19 protein-coding genes are annotated in these 18,944 nt (G+C 71.8%); 6 read left to right on the forward strand and 13 right to left on the reverse strand.

Going from position 1 to position 18,944, the window contains the following annotated elements; genetic code table 11:
• Nucleotides 1-44: 44 nt before the first annotated feature.
• Entirely contained in the window at nt 45-1,271 is a 1,227-nt protein-coding gene (locus JOD65_RS14875) for a thiolase family protein (RefSeq protein ID WP_191195703.1), read from the forward strand.
• Entirely contained in the window at nt 1,268-3,346 is a 2,079-nt protein-coding gene (locus JOD65_RS14880; RefSeq protein WP_191195704.1) for a 3-hydroxyacyl-CoA dehydrogenase NAD-binding domain-containing protein, read from the forward strand. Before JOD65_RS14875 ends, JOD65_RS14880 begins: the two co-directional genes overlap by 4 nt.
• Nucleotides 3,347-3,455: 109 nt before the next feature.
• On the opposite strand, the gene JOD65_RS14885 is transcribed toward JOD65_RS14880, so the two are convergent.
• Entirely contained in the window at nt 3,456-4,985 is a 1,530-nt protein-coding gene (locus JOD65_RS14885) for an amino acid permease (protein ID WP_191195705.1), read from the reverse strand.
• A 126-nt stretch (nt 4,986-5,111) separates the two neighbouring features.
• On the opposite strand from JOD65_RS14885, the gene JOD65_RS14890 reads away from it, so the two are divergent.
• Complete coding sequence (locus JOD65_RS14890) at nt 5,112-5,648, forward strand: SigE family RNA polymerase sigma factor (RefSeq protein WP_191195706.1); 537 nt, start codon at nt 5,112-5,114, stop codon at nt 5,646-5,648.
• Nucleotides 5,645-6,715, forward strand: a complete 1,071-nt coding sequence (locus JOD65_RS14895) for a hypothetical protein (protein WP_191195707.1) — start codon at nt 5,645-5,647, stop codon at nt 6,713-6,715. The genes JOD65_RS14890 and JOD65_RS14895 overlap by 4 nt, the downstream gene beginning before the upstream one ends.
• A gap of 5 nt (nt 6,716-6,720) precedes the next feature.
• Here the strand turns inward: JOD65_RS14895 and dxs are convergent, their stop codons facing one another.
• The 11 genes from dxs to JOD65_RS14950 form a co-directional block, all read right to left on the reverse strand.
• A complete protein-coding gene (dxs, locus tag JOD65_RS14900) occupies nt 6,721-8,625 on the reverse strand; it encodes a 1-deoxy-D-xylulose-5-phosphate synthase (protein ID WP_191195708.1) in 1,905 nt (634 codons plus the stop codon).
• Nucleotides 8,626-8,641: 16 nt separating this feature from the next.
• Entirely contained in the window at nt 8,642-9,577 is a 936-nt protein-coding gene (locus tag JOD65_RS14905) for an SMP-30/gluconolactonase/LRE family protein (protein ID WP_191195709.1), read from the reverse strand.
• Complete coding sequence (locus JOD65_RS14910) at nt 9,574-10,851, reverse strand: NUDIX domain-containing protein (RefSeq protein WP_204811198.1); 1,278 nt, start codon at nt 10,849-10,851, stop codon at nt 9,574-9,576. Before JOD65_RS14910 ends, JOD65_RS14905 begins: the two co-directional genes overlap by 4 nt.
• A 20-nt stretch (nt 10,852-10,871) precedes the next feature.
• The gene (locus tag JOD65_RS14915) at nt 10,872-11,288 is read right to left on the reverse strand and encodes a hypothetical protein (protein ID WP_204811200.1); all 417 of its coding nucleotides are present in this window, start codon (nt 11,286-11,288) and stop codon (nt 10,872-10,874) included.
• 35 nt (nt 11,289-11,323) lie between these two features.
• Nucleotides 11,324-11,941, reverse strand: coding sequence for a GNAT family N-acetyltransferase (locus JOD65_RS14920; RefSeq protein ID WP_204811202.1), 618 nt, complete (start codon nt 11,939-11,941; stop codon nt 11,324-11,326).
• 10 nt (nt 11,942-11,951) lie between these two features.
• Complete coding sequence (locus JOD65_RS14925; protein WP_191195710.1) at nt 11,952-12,479, reverse strand: hypothetical protein; 528 nt, start codon at nt 12,477-12,479, stop codon at nt 11,952-11,954.
• Nucleotides 12,480-12,494: 15 nt separating this feature from the next.
• Nucleotides 12,495-12,899, reverse strand: coding sequence for a YjbQ family protein (locus JOD65_RS14930; RefSeq protein WP_191195711.1), 405 nt, complete (start codon nt 12,897-12,899; stop codon nt 12,495-12,497).
• Nucleotides 12,889-13,194: an MTH1187 family thiamine-binding protein gene (locus tag JOD65_RS14935; RefSeq protein WP_191195712.1), complete on the reverse strand. Its 306-nt coding sequence runs from the start codon at nt 13,192-13,194 to the stop codon at nt 12,889-12,891. The genes JOD65_RS14930 and JOD65_RS14935 overlap by 11 nt, the downstream gene beginning before the upstream one ends.
• Nucleotides 13,195-13,300: 106 nt before the next feature.
• Nucleotides 13,301-14,011 (reverse strand): thioredoxin-like domain-containing protein, encoded by a 711-nt coding sequence (locus JOD65_RS24080; RefSeq protein WP_191195713.1) that lies wholly within the window; start codon nt 14,009-14,011, stop codon nt 13,301-13,303.
• Between the two features lie 17 nt (nt 14,012-14,028).
• Nucleotides 14,029-14,595 carry a hypothetical protein gene (locus JOD65_RS14945; protein WP_204811204.1) on the reverse strand — a complete coding sequence of 189 codons (567 nt, stop codon included), beginning with the start codon at nt 14,593-14,595 and terminating at the stop codon, nt 14,029-14,031.
• 41 nt (nt 14,596-14,636) lie between these two features.
• Complete coding sequence (locus tag JOD65_RS14950; protein WP_191195715.1) at nt 14,637-17,471, reverse strand: aconitate hydratase; 2,835 nt, start codon at nt 17,469-17,471, stop codon at nt 14,637-14,639.
• A 203-nt stretch (nt 17,472-17,674) separates the two neighbouring features.
• Between JOD65_RS14950 and JOD65_RS14955 the strand changes: the two genes are divergently transcribed.
• Complete coding sequence (locus JOD65_RS14955; protein ID WP_191195716.1) at nt 17,675-18,214, forward strand: AAA family ATPase; 540 nt, start codon at nt 17,675-17,677, stop codon at nt 18,212-18,214.
• A gap of 33 nt (nt 18,215-18,247) precedes the next feature.
• Here the strand turns inward: JOD65_RS14955 and JOD65_RS14960 are convergent, their stop codons facing one another.
• Nucleotides 18,248-18,604, reverse strand: coding sequence for a hypothetical protein (locus tag JOD65_RS14960; RefSeq protein WP_191195717.1), 357 nt, complete (start codon nt 18,602-18,604; stop codon nt 18,248-18,250).
• A 25-nt stretch (nt 18,605-18,629) separates the two neighbouring features.
• Here JOD65_RS14960 and JOD65_RS14965 point away from each other — a divergent pair, with 25 nt between their 5' ends.
• The gene (locus tag JOD65_RS14965; RefSeq protein WP_204811212.1) at nt 18,630-18,932 is read left to right on the forward strand and encodes an MmcQ/YjbR family DNA-binding protein; all 303 of its coding nucleotides are present in this window, start codon (nt 18,630-18,632) and stop codon (nt 18,930-18,932) included.
• Nucleotides 18,933-18,944 lie beyond the last annotated feature (12 nt).

Below are 18,944 nucleotides of genomic sequence, written 5' to 3' on the forward strand. Positions count from 1 at the left end.
TAACGTGAGCGCACCCTGTCCCCCTCATAGCCTGGGAGTAGCCAGTGTCCCGACCACAGCGTGAGGTCGTCTTCGTCGACGGCGTGCGCACCCCGTTCGGCAAGGCCAAGGGCCAGTACGCCGAGACGCGCGCCGACGACCTCGTCATCAAGAGCATCCGCGAGCTGCTCCGTCGCAACCCGTCCCTGCCGCCCGAGCGGGTGGACGAGGTGGCGATCGCCGCCACCACCCAGATCGGCGACCAGGGCCTCACCATCGGCCGCACCGCCGCGCTGCTCGCCGGACTCCCGCAGAGCGTCCCCGGCTACTCCATCGACCGCATGTGCGCCGGCGCGATGACGGCCGTGACCAACACCGCCTCGGGCATCGCCTTCGGTGCCTACGACGTCGCCATCGCCGGCGGCGTCGAGCACATGGGCCGCCACCCGATGGGCGAGGGCGTCGACCCCAACCCGCGCATCCTGTCCGAGCGGATCGTCAACCCCGACGCGCTCGTCATGGGAAAGACCGCGGAGAACCTCCACGACCGCTACCCCACGATCACCAAGCAGCGCGTGGACGAGTACGCCGTCCGCAGCCAGCAGAAGACGAAGGCCGCCTACGACGCCGGGAAGATCCAGCCCGACCTCGTGCCGGTCGCGACCCGCTCGGCCGAGGCCGGCTGGGGTCTGGCCACGATCGACGAGCCCATGCGCCCCGAGACGACGATGGAGTCGCTCGCCAGCCTCAAGACCCCCTTCCGCTCGCACGGCAACGTCACCGCCGGCAACGCCGCGGGCATCAACGACGGCGCCACCGCCGCGCTGCTGGCCGACGAGGAGACCGCGCGCGAGCTCGGCCTCCCCGTGAAGATGCGCCTGGTCACCTACGCCTTCGTGGGCGTCGAGCCCGAGGTGATGGGCGCCGGCCCGATCCCGGCGACCGAGAAGGCCCTCCGGCTCGCCGGCCTCACGATCGACGACATCGAGGCCTTCGAGGTCAACGAGGCGTTCGCCGTGCAGGTGCTCGCCTTCCTCGAGCACTACGGCATCGCCGACGACGACGTGCGGGTGAACCCCTACGGCGGCGCGATCGCGATGGGGCACCCGCTGGCCTCGTCCGGCGTACGCCTGATGAACCAGCTGGCGCGCCAGTTCGAGGAGCGCCCCGAGGTCCGCTACGGCCTCACCACCATGTGCATCGGCATCGGCATGGGCGGCACCGTGATCTGGGAGAACCCCCACTGGACCGGTGCGGCCGCGACCCCCGACTCGATTGGAGAGTCCAAGTGAACGACGTCAGCATCTTCGAGCGCGCGCAGGCGATCGTGTCCGACGCCGAGCGGGTCACGCAGGCCCACCTGCGGACCGTGACCCTGCCGGGCGCGACCATCGGCCTGATCACCCTCGACAACGGCGAGGACCACACCAAGCCCAACACCTTCGGACCCGCCTCGCTGCTCGCGCTGAACACCGCGATCGACGCGGCGCTGGTCGACGACACGATCGACGCGATCGCGGTGACGGGCAAGCCGTTCATCCTGGCGGCCGGCGCCGACCTCAACGCGATCCAGGGCGGCGGCCCCGACGCCGTACGCACGGTCGCCGAGCTCGGGCACGCGGTGTTCCGCAAGCTCCAGGACGGCGGCAAGCCGTCGTTCGGCCTCGTCAACGGCCTCGCCCTCGGCGGTGGCCTCGAGGTGGCGCTGCACTGCACCTACCGCACCGTGATGGACTCCGCGCCGGCCCTCGGCCTGCCCGAGGTCATGCTCGGCCTGGTCCCCGGCTGGGGCGGCGCGTGGCTGGTGCCCAACCTCGTCGGTGCCGACAAGGCCGTGACGCTGATCGTCGAGAACCCGCTCAACCAGGGCAGGACGCTGGGCGGGCAGGCGGCGTACGACTTCGGGCTGGCCGACGCGGTCTTCAACGGTGCCGACTTCCTCGAGCAGTCCCTGCTCTGGGCGGCCTCCGTGCTCCGCGGCGAGACCGTCGTCGAGCGCGCCGAGGTCGACCGGGGCGAGGCGTGGGACGCAGCGATCGAGCGCGCCCGCGGCATCGTCGCGGCCAAGACCGGTGGGGGCTCCCCCGCCGCGGCCAAGGCCGTCGAGCTCATCGCCGCTGCGCGTGACACCGACCGCGACACCGGCTTCGCGGCCGAGGACGACGCCCTCGAGGCGATGTCGCAGACCGCCGAGCTGCTCGCCTCGCTCTACTCGTTCGACCTCGTGCAGAAGCGGGCCAAGCGGCCGGCGGGCGCGCCCGACAAGTCGCTCGCCCGCCCGGTGACCAAGGTGGGCATCGTGGGTGCCGGCCTCATGGCGAGCCAGCTCGCGCTTCTCTTCGTACGACGCCTCGAGGTGCCGGTCGTGCTGACCGACCTGGACCAGGAGCGCGCCGACAAGGGCGTCGCCTACGTCCACGCCGAGATCGACAAGCTGCTCGCCAAGGGCCGGATCAACCAGGACAAGGCCAACCGCCACAAGGCGCTGGTGTCCGGTGAGACCGACAAGCAGGTGGCCTTCGGCGACGCCGACTTCGTGATCGAGGCCGTCTTCGAGGAGATGTCGGTCAAGAAGACGGTCTTCGCCGACGTCGAGAAGGTCGTGAGCGCCGAGTGCGTGCTGGCGACCAACACCTCGTCGCTGTCGATCACCGAGATGGCCGCCGACCTCGAGCACCCCGAGCGGGTCGTGGGCTTCCACTTCTTCAACCCCGTCGCGGTGATGCCGCTGCTGGAGATCGTGAAGGGCGACGCCACCGACGACGCCACGCTGGCCACGGCGTTCGCGACCGGCAAGGCGCTGAAGAAGACGACGATCCTGGTCAAGGACAGCCCGTCGTTCATCGTGAACCGGCTGCTCGGCCGCTTCATGAGCGAGGTCGGCCGCATCGTCGACGAGGGCACGTCCGTCGGCGTGGCCGACAGCGCCTTCGCCGGCATCGCGCCGATGCCGCCGTTCGTGCTGCTCTCGCTCGTGGGACCGGCGATCGCGCTGCACAACAACGAGACGCTGAAGGTTGCGTTCCCCGACCGCTTCTACGTCTCCCCCGCCCTCGAGCGGATCGTCGCTGCGAGGAAGGGTGCCTACTACGGCCCCGACGGCCGCCTCGACCCCGAGGTGGAGGAGCTGCTCGAGAAGCCGTCGTCCCCCGTCGTGCTCACGGCCGAGGAGGTGCGCGACCGGACGCTGTCCGGCCTGGCCGAGGAGGCGCGCCTGATGCTCGACGAGGGCGTCGTCGCCGCCCCGCAGGACATCGACCTGGCGATGATCACCGGCGCCGGGTTCTCGTTCTGGAACGGCGGCCTGACCTTCATGCTCGATGTCGCAGGCATCTCGGAGAAGGCGACCGGCAAGCGCTTCCACTGACCCGTCGAGTGGGCGCCTCGTGACGCCCACAGCCCGTCGAGTCGGCGCATCCTGCGGGAGGATGCGCCGACTCGACGTCATTTCGACGCCAGGATGCGCCGACTCGAGGTCAGGCGTGAGGGTCCGCCGCGGCGCCTTCTGCCGGGTCGGTGGTGCGGGTGCCCGACATCTCACCCCGGCCGAGCCGGCTGTGGGAGCGGCCGTAGGCGAAGTAGACGACGAGCCCGATGGCCATCCAGACCAGGAAGCGGAACCAGGTCTCGGCGATCAGGTTGAGCATCAGGTAGCCGCACAGCAGCACCGACGCGGTGGCGACGACGTAGATCCCCGGCACCCGGAATGCGCGGTGCAGGTCGGGGCGTGTCCTGCGGAGGACCAGCACGCCCACGCTGACGAGCATGAAGGCGAACAGCGTGCCGATGCTGACCAGGTCGCCCAGCGTCTCGAACGGCACGAAGCCCGACAGCACCGAGACCATGATCGCGGTCACCGCGGTGATGCGGTAGGGCGTGCCGAACGTCGGGTGGACCCTGGCCAGGCCGACGGGCAGCAGCCCGTCGCGGGCCATCGCGAAGGCGACCCGCGTCTGGCCCATCATCAGGATCAGCACGACGACGGTCAGCCCGATCGTGGCCCCGATGGCGATCAGGTCCGATATCCAGTGCAACCCGACGTTCTCGAACGCCGTCGCGAGGGGTGCCGCGTCATCGGGGTCGATGTCGCGGTAGGACTGCATGCCGGTGATGACGAGCGAGACCGCGATGTAGAGGACGGTCACGATGGCGAGCGACGCCAGCACCCCGATCGGGACGTCACGCTGCGGGTTCTTGGTCTCCTCGGCGGTGGTCGCGACGACGTCGAACCCGATGAACGCGAAGAACACGATGGCGGCGCCGGCGATCACCCCGGCGATCCCGAAGACCGCCGGCTCGAGGCCGAAGATCGAGGTGATCAGCGGGGTCTTCCAGGCGGAGGCGTCCGCGCCCGAGGAGGGCTGGCTCGGCGGGATGAAGGGCGTGTAGTTGGACGTCTTGACGTGCGCGACGCCGACGATGATCACGAGGGCGACGACGCTCAGCTTGATGGCCACCACGATCTGGTTGACGCGGCTGGAGAGCTTGATGCCGCCGATCAGGACCGAGGCGCAGACCAGGGTGATCACGATCGCCGGGAGGTTGACCACGCCGTCACTGGCCGAGGTCAACGACGCCGGGATCTCGAGCGGGGTGCCGTCCAGCAGGGCCGTGAGGTAGCCGGAGAAGCCGACCGCCAGCGCCGAGGCGCCGACCGTGAACTCCAGCACGAGGTCCCAGCCGATGATCCAGGCGATCAGCTCGCCGAAGGTGGCGTACGAGAACGTGTAGGCGCTCCCCGCCACCGGCACCGTCGAGGCGAACTCTGCGTAGCAGAGCGCCGCGAGCGCGCAGGCCAGTCCGGCGATGAGGAACGACAGCGAGATGGCCGGCCCTGCGTTCGTCGCGGCGACCAGGCCGGTGTAGACGAAGATGCCGGCACCGATGATGACGCCGACACCGAAGATCGTGAGGTCGAGGGCACCGAGGTTCTTCTTCAGGCGGTGCTCGGGCTCCTCGGTCTCGGCGATCGACTGCTCGACTGACTTGGTCCGGAAGAGACTCATCCCAGCAAGGTAGACCCGACCGGCCCTCCTGCGCTTCCCGGTCTCGCGTGTCGCGAGCGACCCAACCATCCGGGCTGCTGGGATCGTCGGTAGGGGTGAACGCCCCCGAGCAGTCAGGACCGACCGATGCCACGACGAGATCCGGCAGCCTTCGCCGAGTTCGTCGCTGCCCGATCAGCCTCGCTGCACCGCACGGCGTACCTGCTGGTCGGCGACCGTGGCCTCGCCCAGGACCTGCTCCAGGAGGCCCTCACCAAGACGTACGTCGCGTGGCCGAGGCTGCGCGACCCGGGCAAGGCCGAGGCCTACACGCGCAAGGCGCTCACGACGACCGCGATCACCTGGTACCGCCGCCGCAGCTGGGGCGAGCGTCCGGTCGACACCGTGCCCGAGCGAGTCGGGGTCGGTCATGACGACGACGTGGCCACCAGGGACCTGCTCTGGCAGGCGCTGCAGGCCCTGCCGCCGCGGCAGCGAGCCGCGATCGTCCTGCGCTTCTACGAGGACCTCACCGAGGCGCAGACCGCGGCCGTCCTCGGCTGTGCCGTCGGCACCGTCAAGAGCCAGGTCTCCACCGCCCTCCGCACCCTGCGCACGCGCCTCGGCGAGCGGATCGCCGACGCCGACCTCTACCCCGCCGACCCGCTGGAGGTGACCCGATGACCGGGCTGCTCAACGACGTGATGCGCGACCGTGCCGACCACCTCGAGCCTCCGGAGGTCGACGTGGCCGCCATCGCCCGCGACGGCGAGCGAGCCGTACGCCGCCGGCGCGCCACCGTCGTCGCTGGCCTGGCTGCGGCCTCCGTGGTGGCCGCGGTCTCCGGAGCCGCGCTGCTCGGCACCCGGGGCAGCGACGACGGAGAGGTCGCGGGGAGTCCCCCGGCCGGCGTGCAGCCCCTGACCTGGACTGCCGGTCGCACGCTGCACACCGCCGGCGGGGAGTCCGTCGACCTCGCCGCCGAGGTCCGGGCCTGGGTGTGGGTCGTTGACGACGTGGTCTACACGGACCCCGGCCACCGCGTGCACCTCTGGCGGGACGGTCGCGACCAGGTGGTCGGCGAGACGGCTTCCCCGGACACCGACCTCGCCGAGCTCGTGTCCGACGGCACCTTCGTCGCCTGGGTCGGCACCGACCGACGGGTCGTGCGCCTCGACGTGGCGGACGGGACCACAGTCCGGGGGCCGGCGCTGCCCGGCGAGCGGCCGCGGGTGACTGCGATCGACGGCGCCGAGGTCTACCTCGCCGACTCGGCCGGGGTGTACGCCTGGCAGCCGTCGACGCCCAGCAGGTACCGCACCCTCGACACGGATCCGCGCGCCGTGGTCCTGGACGCCGAGTCCGGCACCCTGGTGCGCACCGCCCCGGGCCGGACGGTCCTCCTCGAACGCGAGGGGACGACCCTCCACGTGTCCTCGCGCGAGTTCGCCGACCTCTCCCCCGACGCCCGGCTGGTGTCGCTGGACGACGCGGACATCGGCAAGGTCGTCGACACGACGACGGGCCGGGAGGTCACGCTGGACCACGGCCACGAGTGGGCGGTGGGCTACCAGTGGCTCGGACCGACGACCGTGGCGACGCTGGCCTTCGACGGCATGGACGACGAGACGTCCATGGACGGCTGGCTCCTGACCTGCGACGCGCTCACCGGCGCCTGCTCACCCGGCGAGCAGCTGCCGCCGCTCGGCGACTTCCAGCTGCCGGCTGGGCTGCACCTCGCCGCCCCCTGAGGTGGTCAGACGGTGTGGTCGACCTCGACGACGCTGAGCCCGCGGTCGAGGGCGGTGACGTCCTCCACGATCGACCGGGCGAGGGTCTGCGCGTCGAGACCGATGCGCGCCAGGATCACGTCGCGCTTGGCGTGGTCGAGGAACTCCTGCGGGATGCCGTGCAGGCGGAACGGCGTACGCACGCCCGCGTCGTTGAGTGCCTGCAGGAGCGTCGCGCCGCAGCCGCCGACGCGTCCGTTGTCCTCGACGCTCACCACGAGCCGGTGCTCGCGCGCGAGGTCGATCAGGGCGGGGTCGACCGGCTTGACCCAGCGGGGGTCCACGACGGTGACACCGATGCCCTGGTCGGTCAGCCGTGCGGCGACCTCGACGGCCGTGGTCGCCATCGAGCCGACCGCGACGACCAGCACGTCATGGTCGCCCGAGCGGACGAGCACGTCGGCGCCACCGGCACGGTCGATCGCCGGCACGTCCGCGGGCGGCGGACCCTTGGGGAACCTGACCACGGTCGGGGCGTCGTCGACCTGGACTGCCTCGTCGAGCAGCTCGTGCAGCCGCGTGACGTCACGGGGCGCGGCGAGCCGCAGCCCGGGGACGACCTGGAGGATCGACATGTCCCACATGCCGTTGTGGCTCGCGCCGTCGTCGCCGGTGACACCGGAGCGGTCGAGCACGAAGGTGACGCCGCACCTGTGCAGCGCGACGTCCATCAGGACCTGGTCGAAGGCGCGGTTGAGGAAGGTCGCGTAGACCGCGAAGACGGGGTGGAGGCCGCCCATCGCCAGCCCGGCGGCGGAGGTGACGGCGTGCTGCTCGGCGATGCCGACGTCGAAGGTGCGCTCGGGGTACTTCTCGGCGAACACGTCGAGGCCGACGGGGTGCATCATCGCCGCGGTGATGGCCACGACGTCCTCGCGGCGGGCGCCGAGGTCGACGATCGCCTCGGAGAAGTGGTCGGTCCAGATCTTGCCCTTGGGCTTCTCCGCGCCGGTCTGCACGTCGAAGGGCCCGGGGGCGTGGAACTGGTCGGCCTCGTGCCGCAGGGCGGGGTCGTAGCCCTGGCCCTTGCGGGTGAGCGCGTGGACGATGACGGGTCCGTCGAAGCGCTTGGCGTTGGTCAGCGCCTGCTCCATCGCGGCGCGGTCGTGGCCGTCGACGGGGCCGACGTACTTGAGGCCGAGGTCCTCGAACAGCCCCTGCGGGGCGAGCGCGTCCTTCATGCCCTTCTTGACGGCGTGGAGGGCGTCGTACGCCGCGTGCCCGACGCCGGGGACGGCGTTGAGCCGCTTCTTGACCAGGTCGAGGACCTGCTCGTAGCGCGGGTTGGTGCGCAGCGAGGTGAGCGCCGTGGCGAGCCCGCCGATGGTCGGGGTGTAGGACCGCTCGTTGTCGTTGACGACGATGACGAGGCGGCTCTTCTTCGCGATCGCGATGTTGTTGAGGGCCTCCCACGCCATGCCGCCGGTGAGCGCGCCGTCGCCGATCACCGCGACGACGTGCCGGTCCTCCCCTCGGATGGCGTAGGCCTTGGCCAGCCCGTCGGCGTAGGACAGCGCGGTGGAGGCGTGCGAGTTCTCGACGATGTCGTGGTCGGACTCGGCCTGGCTGGGGTAGCCGCTGATGCCACCCTCCTTGCGCAGGGTGGCGAAGTCGGCGTGACGGCCGGTGACGAGCTTGTGCACGTAGGACTGGTGGCCGGTGTCGAAGACGACCCGGTCGCGCGGCGAGTCGAAGACCCGGTGGATGGCCAGCGTCAGCTCGACGACACCGAGGTTGGGCCCGAGGTGCCCCGAGTTCGTCGCGACCGTGCGGATCATCAGGTCGCGGATCTCGGCGGCGAGCTCGTCGAGCTGCTCCGCGGAGAGCCCGCGGAGGTCGCTCGGGGAGGCGATCGAGTCGAGGAGAGCCATGGGGCGAGAGTCTATTTCATGGACGGTCGATGACCGCCACCGCCGGCTCGTGGAGGCTCCCCAGCCAGAGCCTGCCGTCGTGCTCCCGGACGCCGGTGACCATGTGGTAGCCGGCGCCGCGCTCGAGGCCCGGCAGGTCGAGGTCGTGCACCAGCCGGCCGTCGTCGTCGTAGGCCTGCACCCGGATCGTCCGCGCGGGCTTGGGCTGCAGCGCCTCGGGGATCCGCGTGACCGCCTTGCGCAGGGGCATCGGGGCGGTGCCGAGCCGCTCGACCAGGCCGTCGACGGGGCTCGCGACCGCCACCCAGATCAGCCCGTCGCTCCCCCGGCTGATGTTGTCGGGATAGCCCGGGAGGTCCGTGACGAGGTGGTCGCGCTCCCCTGCGCGCGGGCCGGTCAGCCAGAGGCGTACGACAGTGCGGCCGCGGCACTCGGCCACGGCGACATAGGACTCGTCGGAGGCGAGTGCGACGCCGTTGGCGAAGGCCAGCCCGGTGAGCACCACCTCGACCGACCCGTCGGGGTCTCTGCGCAGCAACCGGCCGGTGCGGGTGTGCTGGACGAAGTCGTCCTTCCACTGCTCCACGCCGAAGTGCAGCGAGGAGTCGCTGAACCACACGGTGCCGTCACCGGCGACCGCGGCGTTGTTGCAGAACCTCATCGGCTCGCCGTCGACCTCGCCGACGAGCACCTCGACGGCGCCGGTCGCGGGTGACACCCGCAGCACGCCCCGCCTTGCGTCGCAGACGACGAGGTCACCGTCGGGCAGCAGCTCGATGCCCAGCGGGCGGCCGCCGGTGTCGGCGACGCGTCGGGTGCTGCCCGTCGCGGGGTCGATCGCCCAGATCGCGCCGTCCTCGGTGCCGGTGAAGACGGTGCCGTCGGGCCCGACGAGCACGTCCTCCGCGCCCATCGACGGGACGGGGTGGACGGTGAGGGTCTGGGCGGTCATGGCGCCATGCTGGCGTAGACGTCACTGTCGAGGAAGGCCGGGACGATGTCGGTGGCCGCCGAGCTGAGGTCGAGTCCGCGCGCCACCGTCGGGTCGACGAAGACGATCTGGCGTCCCTCGCGGCAGTCGATGTCGGCGTCGGTCAGGTCCGTGGCGGCGACGAAGACCTGCATGACGTCCCAGGAGCCGTAGACCTCGCGGTGGTCGACGACGAACTCGCGGAACAGCTGCAGCCCGCCTGCCGGCAGTCGTACGCCGGTCTCCTCCTCGAGCTCGCGGTGCGCGGCGGGCTCGAAGTCCTCGCCCGGGTCGACGTGGCCGCCGGCCAGGCCCCACTTCTCGGGGTCGATGCGCGGGAACTCGTCGCGCTCCTGGAGCAGGATCCACCCGCGACGGTCGACGAGGATGATCCCGGCGAAGCGCCTCGGTGCGGGGCCGTGGTCGAAGGGGTGGTCATCGATCCACTCCCGGAGCGTCGGCTCCAGCTTCCGGGTGGCCGGGATGACGTCCAGGCCGGGCAGCCGCTGGGGGGCGACGAAGACCATCTGCCGGCCCTCGTGACACTCGACCCCATCGTCGCCGAGCGCCGTGCGTGCTGCGAAGACGCCGTAGCGGAAGGTGCCGCGATCGTCCGCCAGCGTGAACTGTCCGAGGTCGTCGAGGTCGCCGGGATCCACCACGACGCCGGTCTCCTCCGCCAGCTCGCGGGCCGCCCCGGCGACCGGCTGCTCACCGGGCTCGAGCCCGCCGCCCGGGAGGCACCACATGTCCGGCCACGCGGGGGCGCGGTCGTCGCGCTCCTGCATCAGCACGCGCCCGCGGGGGTCGACGAGGGCCACCTGCACGAAGTCGACGGGAAGCGGCACCGCCTGCCACTCGCGCACCAGGTCGAGGGTCAGCCGCGTCGCCCGGTGGAGCGGGCGGTCGGCCACGTCGTCGAGGTGGACGAAGGCCATCCGGCGGCCCTCGCCGCAGACGACATCGGCCTCCGCGGCCGCGGTGCGGACGGCGAACAGCTCGAACTCGTCGTCGCCGCCGCACCCGTCGCTGCGGAACCGCTGCACCCCCAGCGACTCCAGGTCGCGGGCGTCGACGACGAGACCCGTCTCCTCGATCAGCTCGCGGACGGCCGCGTCGACGAAGTCCTCCCCGGCCTCGAGGTCACCCCCGGGGTAGCCCCAGCGACCGGGCTCGTGCAGCGCGTCGTCCCCGCGCTCCTGCATCAGCACCCGCCCGTGCGGGTCGATCATGGCGACGGCGGCGAACCTGTGCATCGGGCGACCCTAGCGAGCGGTCACATCCGCACGCGGTAGCGACGCCCCCGCAGGGCGTCCTCGACCAACCCCACCTCGCGTCGTACGCCGAGCAGGCGGGCGTCCTCGAGCTGGAAGGTCTGCACCGCCGCCAGGACGACCGCCTCGTCTGCCACGTCCTTCAGGTCGCCGCGGATCTCGCTGAGCCCGCGGCGGGTCGCCAGCTGCTGTGCCTCGACGTGGAGCACGGCGAAACGGGCCAGGACCACGACGTGGCGGCGCAGGCCGGAGAACCGGCGGTAGTCGGGAGGGCACAGGTCGAGCAGCCAGCTGGCCGCCGTGACCTCCCAGTCGGGAGCGTCGGGGGGTCGCACCTGCCGCGGCCAGCCGGGGGGCGCGACGCCCGCGTGCCCCTGCGGCGGCGTCGGCCGCTGGCGGGGCTGGGGGGCGGGGAACACCCGCCAAGCCTATCGAACAGTTGTTCGGTTGTGAATCAGGAGGGCGGGAGCTCGCGGGCGAACAGGTCCTCGAGGAACGCGAGGTCCGGGTCGCGCAGGCCTGCGGCGTCGTGGCGCCACCAGACGTCCGGGTAGACCAGACGTCCGGTCATCCAGTCGGCGTACGCGTCGAACCGCACGACCTGGAACGCCGCCTCGGGCGTGCGCCGCGACGCCGGCTCGAGACCGTACGAGCCGGCCCGCTCGAAGCCACGCGAGCCGTAGAAGGCCGGGCTGCCCTCGAGGAACAGAGCCGGACGGCCCGAGGCGCGGGCCGCCTCGATCGCCGCCCCGACCAGGGCCGTGCCGATCCCTGCCCCCTGGTGGTCCGGCAGCGTGCTCAACGGGCTCAGCATCGCGACCTCGACCAGCTCCCGGCGCGCGTCGAGCCAGCAGTGGCTGACCCCCACGTGTCCCACGACCTCCTCGCCCACGACGGAGACCAGCTCGGCCAGCACGAGCCCTGCGTCGCGCACCTCGGCCCACAGGTCGGCGACCTTGTCGCCCTCCCCCGGGTCAGCGGCGCCGAAGGCTGCACGGATGACGGCATCGATGTCGCGGTCGTCGGCGCGGGTGGCCGGGCGGATCGCGGCGTCGGGTGGCTCGGGGGTCACGTTCGCCACGCTAGCCCCCAACCCGCTCGCGCAGTCCGGCACCGAGCCCGGTGACGGTCAGGGCGTCGACGAGCCCGCCCACCGTCCTTGCCAACCACACCCGGCGCACGGGCCCCAGACGCAGACGCAGGTGGACCCGACTACCACCCGACGGTGATCCCGTGACGTGGAGGCACCACGTCAGGTCGGTGCGTCCACGCCTCGAGGTGTAGAGCAGCAGGGTCGGTGCCTCGATCGCCGCGAGCGTGAACGTGGCGTCGGCGCCGCCCCAGTCCGGGACGATGTCACCGACCTCGTGCTCGAGCAGGCGCGGGTCGATGCGGCGCAGGGCCCGCCGTCGGGGCGGGACGAACAGCTCGACAGACCTCGGGAGGTACCAGCCGGCCCGCCTCTTGCCGAGCTGCACCAGCCACGGCCACACCTCGGACGGCGGGGCGTCGAGGTCGAAGCCGCGGTCCATCACCACGTCCGCCCGCACGAGGTCGTCGCCGGGGAGCGAGGCAGCGGCCTCGGTCGGCGTCGCCCCGGCCAGGTCCACGGCGTCTCCCGGGCCTCAGCCGGCGAGGAATGACCAGCGCACCTCGCGCTCGTCGTTGTCGACGTTGAGGTCCACCAGGCAGATGCTCTGCCAGGTGCCGAGCGCGAGCCGCCCGCCCAGGACCGGCACGGTGCAGTGGGGCGGCACGATCGCGGGCATCACGTGAGAGCGGCCGTGGCCCGGGGAGCCGTGCCGGTGGCGCCACCGGTCGTCGAGGGGCAGCAGGTCGCGGAGGGCCGCCAGCAGGTCGTCGTCCGACCCGGCGCCCGTCTCGATGACCGCGATGCCGGCGGTCGCGTGCGGCACGAACACCTGCAGCAGCCCGTCGCCCCGGTCGCCGACGAACTCGACGGCGTCCTGCGTCAGGTCGAGCACGACCTCCTCGCTGCCGGTGCGATAGCTGCGGGTCTCACTGTGCATCGCGCAGCGCCTCCTCGATCCGCTCCACCTTCGCGCTCAGCTGGCCGTCGTAGCCCGGTCGGATGTCGGCCTTGAGCACCAGGCCGACGCGAGGGGACGCCGCCGAGACGGCGTCGACGGCCCGCTTGACCACGGCCATCACCTCGTCCCACTCCCCTTCGATGTTCGTGAACATCGCGTTGGTCTCGTGGGGCAGCCCGGACTCGCGGACGACCCGGACGGCGGCCGCCACCGCGTCGGTGACCGAACCGGTCGGGTCGTTGGACATCGGTGACAGGGAGAAGGCGACGATCATGCCGCCACGCTAGGGCACTCGCCGCCCCTGGTGATGTCGACATCGTGGAGGATCGGGGTCATCCGGTGGCTCGGATCCTCCACGATCTGCGTCCGCCCCTCCCGCTTCAGGCGTCGGTGCCCTGCTCGGGAAGCGATCCGTCCGGGGACGGCGTCCCGCCCTCGCAGCTGACCCCGAACTCCGGGGCCGTGTGCCCGTCGCCGTACTCCTCCAGGAAGAGCCCGAGCCGGCGGTCGTCGGCGCCGTCGAGCCGGAGCTGCGCACCCCACACCGTCACCACGACGGGCGACGGCAGGCCCTCGCGCGGCGACATGATGCCGTTGTCGGGCAGCTGCTCGGCCAGCGCTGCCCGGTCGGCGTCGGACAGGTCGGGGTCGTGGGTGATCCACACGGTGCCGTGCTCGAGGTCGTGGACGGCGTTCTCGTCGCGGACCGGCTCGTCGTAGACGCCGCACGCCAGCCAGATCGGCGCGTGCGCCCCGCCGGCAGGCGGGTCCTGCGGGTAGGTGACGTCGTCCATCGTGTGCGCGCGGTCGGTGACCTCCCACGTCTCGACGAGCGTCAGGTCGAGCGCCCGCTGGGCCCGTTCCTCGCCACGGATCGCCTGGTCGACGAGGGGCGCGACCAAGGCGGCGCCGAGCACCAGGCCCGACGCGACGGTGGCCAGGACGAGGGGGAGGCTGCGCCTCGGCCGCTGCTCCTCGACAGGCGCGTACGACGCCTCGCGCAGGTCGTACGACGCCTCGGGCGGCCCGTCGACGGCCGGCCCGGGCTGGCCCGGCGGGACAGGACCGGGCGGGGGGTCGGCGTCGCTCACCGCGTCAGGCTAACCAGTCAGGACAACGTGGCGCGCACGGTCTCGGCGCGCTCGTCGTACTCGTCCTGCGGGATGTTCGGGAGCATGTCGGCCCACACCGGCAGGTTGGAGCCGCGCAGCTCGAGCACGCCGAGCGGGCGGGCCAGGAGGGTGACGGAGAGGTGCCCGCCGCCGTTCTCCCACTTGTTCACATGTACGTTGCCGACGCCCGGGAGGGCGCGCAGCGCACGGTAGGTGCGGGCGACGAGCCGGCCGAGCTCCTCGTCGGCGGCCTCGTCGAGGTCCTCGAGCCGCTCGTGCTCGCGGGCCACGACGTTGGCGACGAACATCAGGCTCGTGCCGCCGGGGCGGATGACCGCGAGCCGGGTGCCCGTGTGGAGCACGAGGTCGTCACGGGCCAGCGCCTTGCAGGTGCCGCACGCGTCGGCCGACCGGGCCCGCGAGGGCTCGGGCACGACCCGCTCCCCCAGCGGCCTCGGCGCCAGGCCGTCGCGCTCGAAGGGGAAGACCTCCCAGTCCGCCATGCCGCCCAGCGCCGGGCGGCCGGCCGCGTCCAGGTGGTCCTGGACGCGGCCGCGCCACACGTCTGCCGGATCGGCAGCGCCACTTCGAGAAGGGCCAGCGGTCATCCGCGCAGCAGGTTGCGCAGGACGTACTGCATGATCCCGCCGTTGCGGTAGTAGTTGGCCTCGCCCGGGGTGTCGATGCGGACGGTCGCCTCGAACTCGCTGGCCTCGCCGTGCGCCTGGTCGGTGCCGGGCGCGGGCTCCACCTTGACCGTGACGGTCTTCGGCGTGGTGCCGTCGTTGAGCTCGGTGATGCCGCTGATCGAGATGATCTCGGCACCGGTGAGGCCCAGGTCGTCGGCGGTCTTGCCGTCGGGGAACTGCAGCGGGATGACGCCCATGCCGATGAGGTTGGAGCGGTGGATCCGCTCGTAGGACTCGGCGATGACGGCCTTCACACCCAGCAGCGCGGTGCCCTTGGCGGCCCAGTCGCGCGACGAGCCGGAGCCGTACTCCTTGCCGGCCAGGACGACCAGCGGGGTGCCGGCCTCCTGGTAGCTCTGGCTGGCCTCGTAGACGCTGGTGACCTCTCCGTCCTTGGTGAAGTCCTTCGTCACGCCACCCTCGGTGCCCGGCGCGATCTGGTTGCGCAGGCGGATGTTGGCGAACGTGCCGCGGATCATGACCTCGTGGTTGCCGCGGCGCGAGCCGTAGGAGTTGAAGTCGCGCTGCTCGACGCCGTGCTCGGCGAGGTAGGTGCCGGCGGGGCTGTCCTTCTTGATGGCGCCGGCCGGGCTGATGTGGTCGGTCGTGACCGAGTCCCCCAGCTTGAGCAGGACACGGGCGCCGACGATGTCGGCGACCGGCTCCGGCTCGTCGGGCATGCCGTGGAAGTAGGGAGGACGGCGGACGTAGGTCGAGTCCTCGTCCCACTCGAAGGTGTTGCCCTCCGGGGTGGGCAGCGACTGCCAGCGCTCGTCGCCCTTGAAGACGTCGGCGTAGGAGTCGCCGAACATGTCGGAGGTGATCGCGCCGGCGATCGTCTCCTCGATCTCCTGCGGGCTCGGCCAGATGTCCTCGAGGAACACGTCGTTGCCGTCGGTGTCCTGGCCCAGCGGGTCGCCGAACAGGTCGACGTCCATCGAGCCGGCGAGGGCGTAGGCCACGACGAGCGGCGGCGACGCCAGGTAGTTCATCTTCACGTCCGGGTTGATCCGGCCCTCGAAGTTGCGGTTGCCCGACAGCACCGAGACGACCGCGAGGTCGGCCTCGTTGACCGCGGCCGACACCTCGGGGATGAGCGGGCCGGAGTTGCCGATGCAGGTCGTGCAGCCATAGCCGACGAGGTTGAAGCCGAGCTTGTCGAGGTACGGCGTGAGGCCGGCGCGGTCGTAGTAGTCCGAGACGACCTTGGAGCCGGGAGCAAGCGAGGTCTTGACCCACGGCTTGCGGGTCAGGCCCTTCTCGACGGCCTTCTTGGCCAGCAGCGCGGCGCCGATCATCACGCTCGGGTTCGAGGTGTTGGTGCACGAGGTGATCGCGGCGATCACGACGGCGCCGTGGTCGATCTCGACCTCCTGCCCGTCGAGCGACACCTTCGTCCTCTTGGTGGGTCGCCCGGCGTCGTGCGGAGCGTCGGCGTGCACGGGCTTGCCGTTGCCGCCCTCGTGGCTCGGGGAGTCGGAGGCCGGGAAGGACTCCTCGATCGCCTCGTCGTAGCCGGACGCCTCGGCGGCGTCGTCCGGGTCGGAGTCACCCTCGTCGACGTAGTCGGCCAGGGCCGCGCGGAACGAGTCCTTCGCGGCGGACACCTCGACGCGGTCCTGCGGGCGCTTCGGGCCGGCGAGCGACGGCACGACGGTGGACACGTCGAGCTCGAGCCGCTCGCTGTAGCGGGGCTCGGCGCTCGGGTCGTGCCACAGCCCCTGCTCCTTGGCGTACGTCTCGACGAGCGCGAGCTGCTCGTCGGTGCGGCCGGTGAGGCGGAGGTAGTCGATGGTCTGGTCGTCGATCGGGAAGACCGCGATGGTGGAGCCGAACTCGGGGCTCATGTTGCCGATCGTGGCGCGGTTCGCCAGCGGCAGCGCGGAGACGCCTTCGCCGTAGAACTCGACGAACTTGCCGACCACGCCGTGCTCGCGGAGCATCTCGGTGATGGTGAGCACGAGGTCGGTGGCGGTCGAGCCCGCGGGCAGCTCGCCCGACAGCTTGAAGCCGACGACGCGCGGGATCAGCATGGAGACCGGCTGGCCGAGCATCGCGGCCTCGGCCTCGATGCCGCCGACGCCCCAGCCGACGACGCCGATGCCGTTGACCATCGTCGTGTGGGAGTCGGTGCCGACGCAGGTGTCGGGGTAGGCGACCCCGTCGCGCACCATCACGACGCGCGCCAGGTGCTCGATGTTGACCTGGTGCACGATGCCGGTGCCGGGCGGGACGACCTTAAAGTCGTCGAACGCGCCCTGGCCCCAGCGCAGGAACTGGTAGCGCTCGCGGTTGCGCTCGTACTCGATCTCGACGTTGCGCTCGAAGGCGTCGGGGGTGCCGAAGACGTCGGCGATCACCGAGTGGTCGATGACCATCTCGGCGGGCGCGAGCGGGTTGATCTTGGTGGCGTCGCCGCCGAGCTCGGCCATCGCCTCGCGCATGGTGGCGAGGTCGACGACGCAGGGGACGCCGGTGAAGTCCTGCATGATCACGCGGGCGGGCGTGAACTGGATCTCCTGGTCGGGCGCGGCGCTGGCGTCCCAGCCGGCGATCGCCTTGATGTGGTCGGCGGTGATGTCCGCGCCGTCCTCGGTGCGGAGCAGGTTCTCCAGCAGGACCTTCAGCGAGAAGGGCAGGCTCTCGACGTCGAGACCCTCACCCTCGACCGCGTCGAGTCGGTAGATCTCGTAGGACTGTCCGTCCACGTCCAAGGTGCCCTTGGCACCGAAGCTGTCCTGACTGGCCATCAGCCACATCTCCTCGGGAGTTCGCGGGTTCGCATCCATCTTGCCGTCGCACCCTGAGGCGCGGGAAGGCAGGCGACCCTTAGTTCCGGCGTCAACTTGTCTCGACGTCAAGATACACGATGTCGAGGGGTGGTCCAACCGTACGTCGCCGCGTGTCCGTGCGTCCTCACCCGTCCGGACCCCTCCGGCCGTAGGCTCCGGCGATGCCCACGCTCCTCCACCTCAACGGTCCCTCGGGCGTCGGCAAGTCGACCCTCGCCCGCGCGTACGCCGCCCGCCACCCCGGCACGCTGGTGTGCGACATCGACGAGCTGCGGTCGTGGGTGTCGGGGTGGGAGGACGACTTCGTCGGCACCGGCGAGGCCGTGCGCGCCTCCGCCCTCGCCCTGCTGACCGCCTACCTCGGCACCGGGCGCGACGTCGTGCTGCCCCAGCTGATCGTCACCCCCGCCCAGGCCGAGCGCTTCGAGGCCGCAGCCGCGGCGGCAGGGGCGTCGTACGTCGCCGTGGTGCTCGACGTCGCGCCGGACGAGCTGCTCTCCCGGCTCCACGGCCGCCCGAGGACCGCGGTCAACGACGTCGTCGCACGCATCATCGAGGAGCGCGGTGGCGACGACCTGGTGCTGGAGGGACGGCAGCAGCTGCTCGACCTCGCCACGGAGCGTGGCTGGGACGTGGTCGACACGACCGAGCGGCACGGCGCACTCGCGACGCTGTCGGACCTCGTGACCGTCTGCCGCTGACGCGGCGTCAGTCAGGGCCGTCAGTCGGGGGCGTCAGTCGATCCCGGCCATCTGGTCGAGCCGTTGCAGCAGGTCGTGCGCGGCCAGCTCCACGGCCTTGTGCCGCCACTCGGAGGCGCGGTAGACGCAGGCGATCAGGGCGGAGCGGTGGACCCGCCTCAGGTCGCCGTAGACGAACGCGTGGCGGGCCTTGGTCCCGTCGTTGGCGCCCTCGGTGAGGCCGAGGTGCCAGGACGCGTAGTCGTCCCACGAGTGGCGCTCGAGGTAGGCGTTCTCGTCCTCCGCCCGCGGCTGCACCTGGCCCCAGTCGCTGTCGAGGACGTACTGCCGGGCGTCGATGAGCCTGCGCGCGTGGGCGACCGCCGCCGGGTTCACGTCGTACGTGGCCATGGGGCCACGATGCCATGATCGGCGGGTGGACGCCGCTGCGATCGAGGAGCACCTGGCCGGGCTGGAGGGTGTGCGCAGCCGCACGGACGAGGGACGCACGACGTGGCGCGTCTCGGGGCGGCTCGTCGCGCGGCTCGAGGACGCCGAGACCCTCGTCGTGCGCAGCCTGCCCGACGACCGCGAGCGCTTCGCGGCCGAGGACCCGGACGCCTTCTACGTCACCCCGGCCATCGAGGCGCACCACAAGCTGCTGGTGCACCTGCCGGCTGCGGACGACGACGCAGTACGCCGGCTGCTGACCGCGGCGTGGGAGCTGCAGCGCGGCTGAGGCTCCCGCCGA

The organism is Nocardioides cavernae (genome assembly GCF_016907475.1).
Lineage (GTDB): Bacteria > Actinomycetota > Actinomycetes > Propionibacteriales > Nocardioidaceae > Nocardioides > Nocardioides cavernae.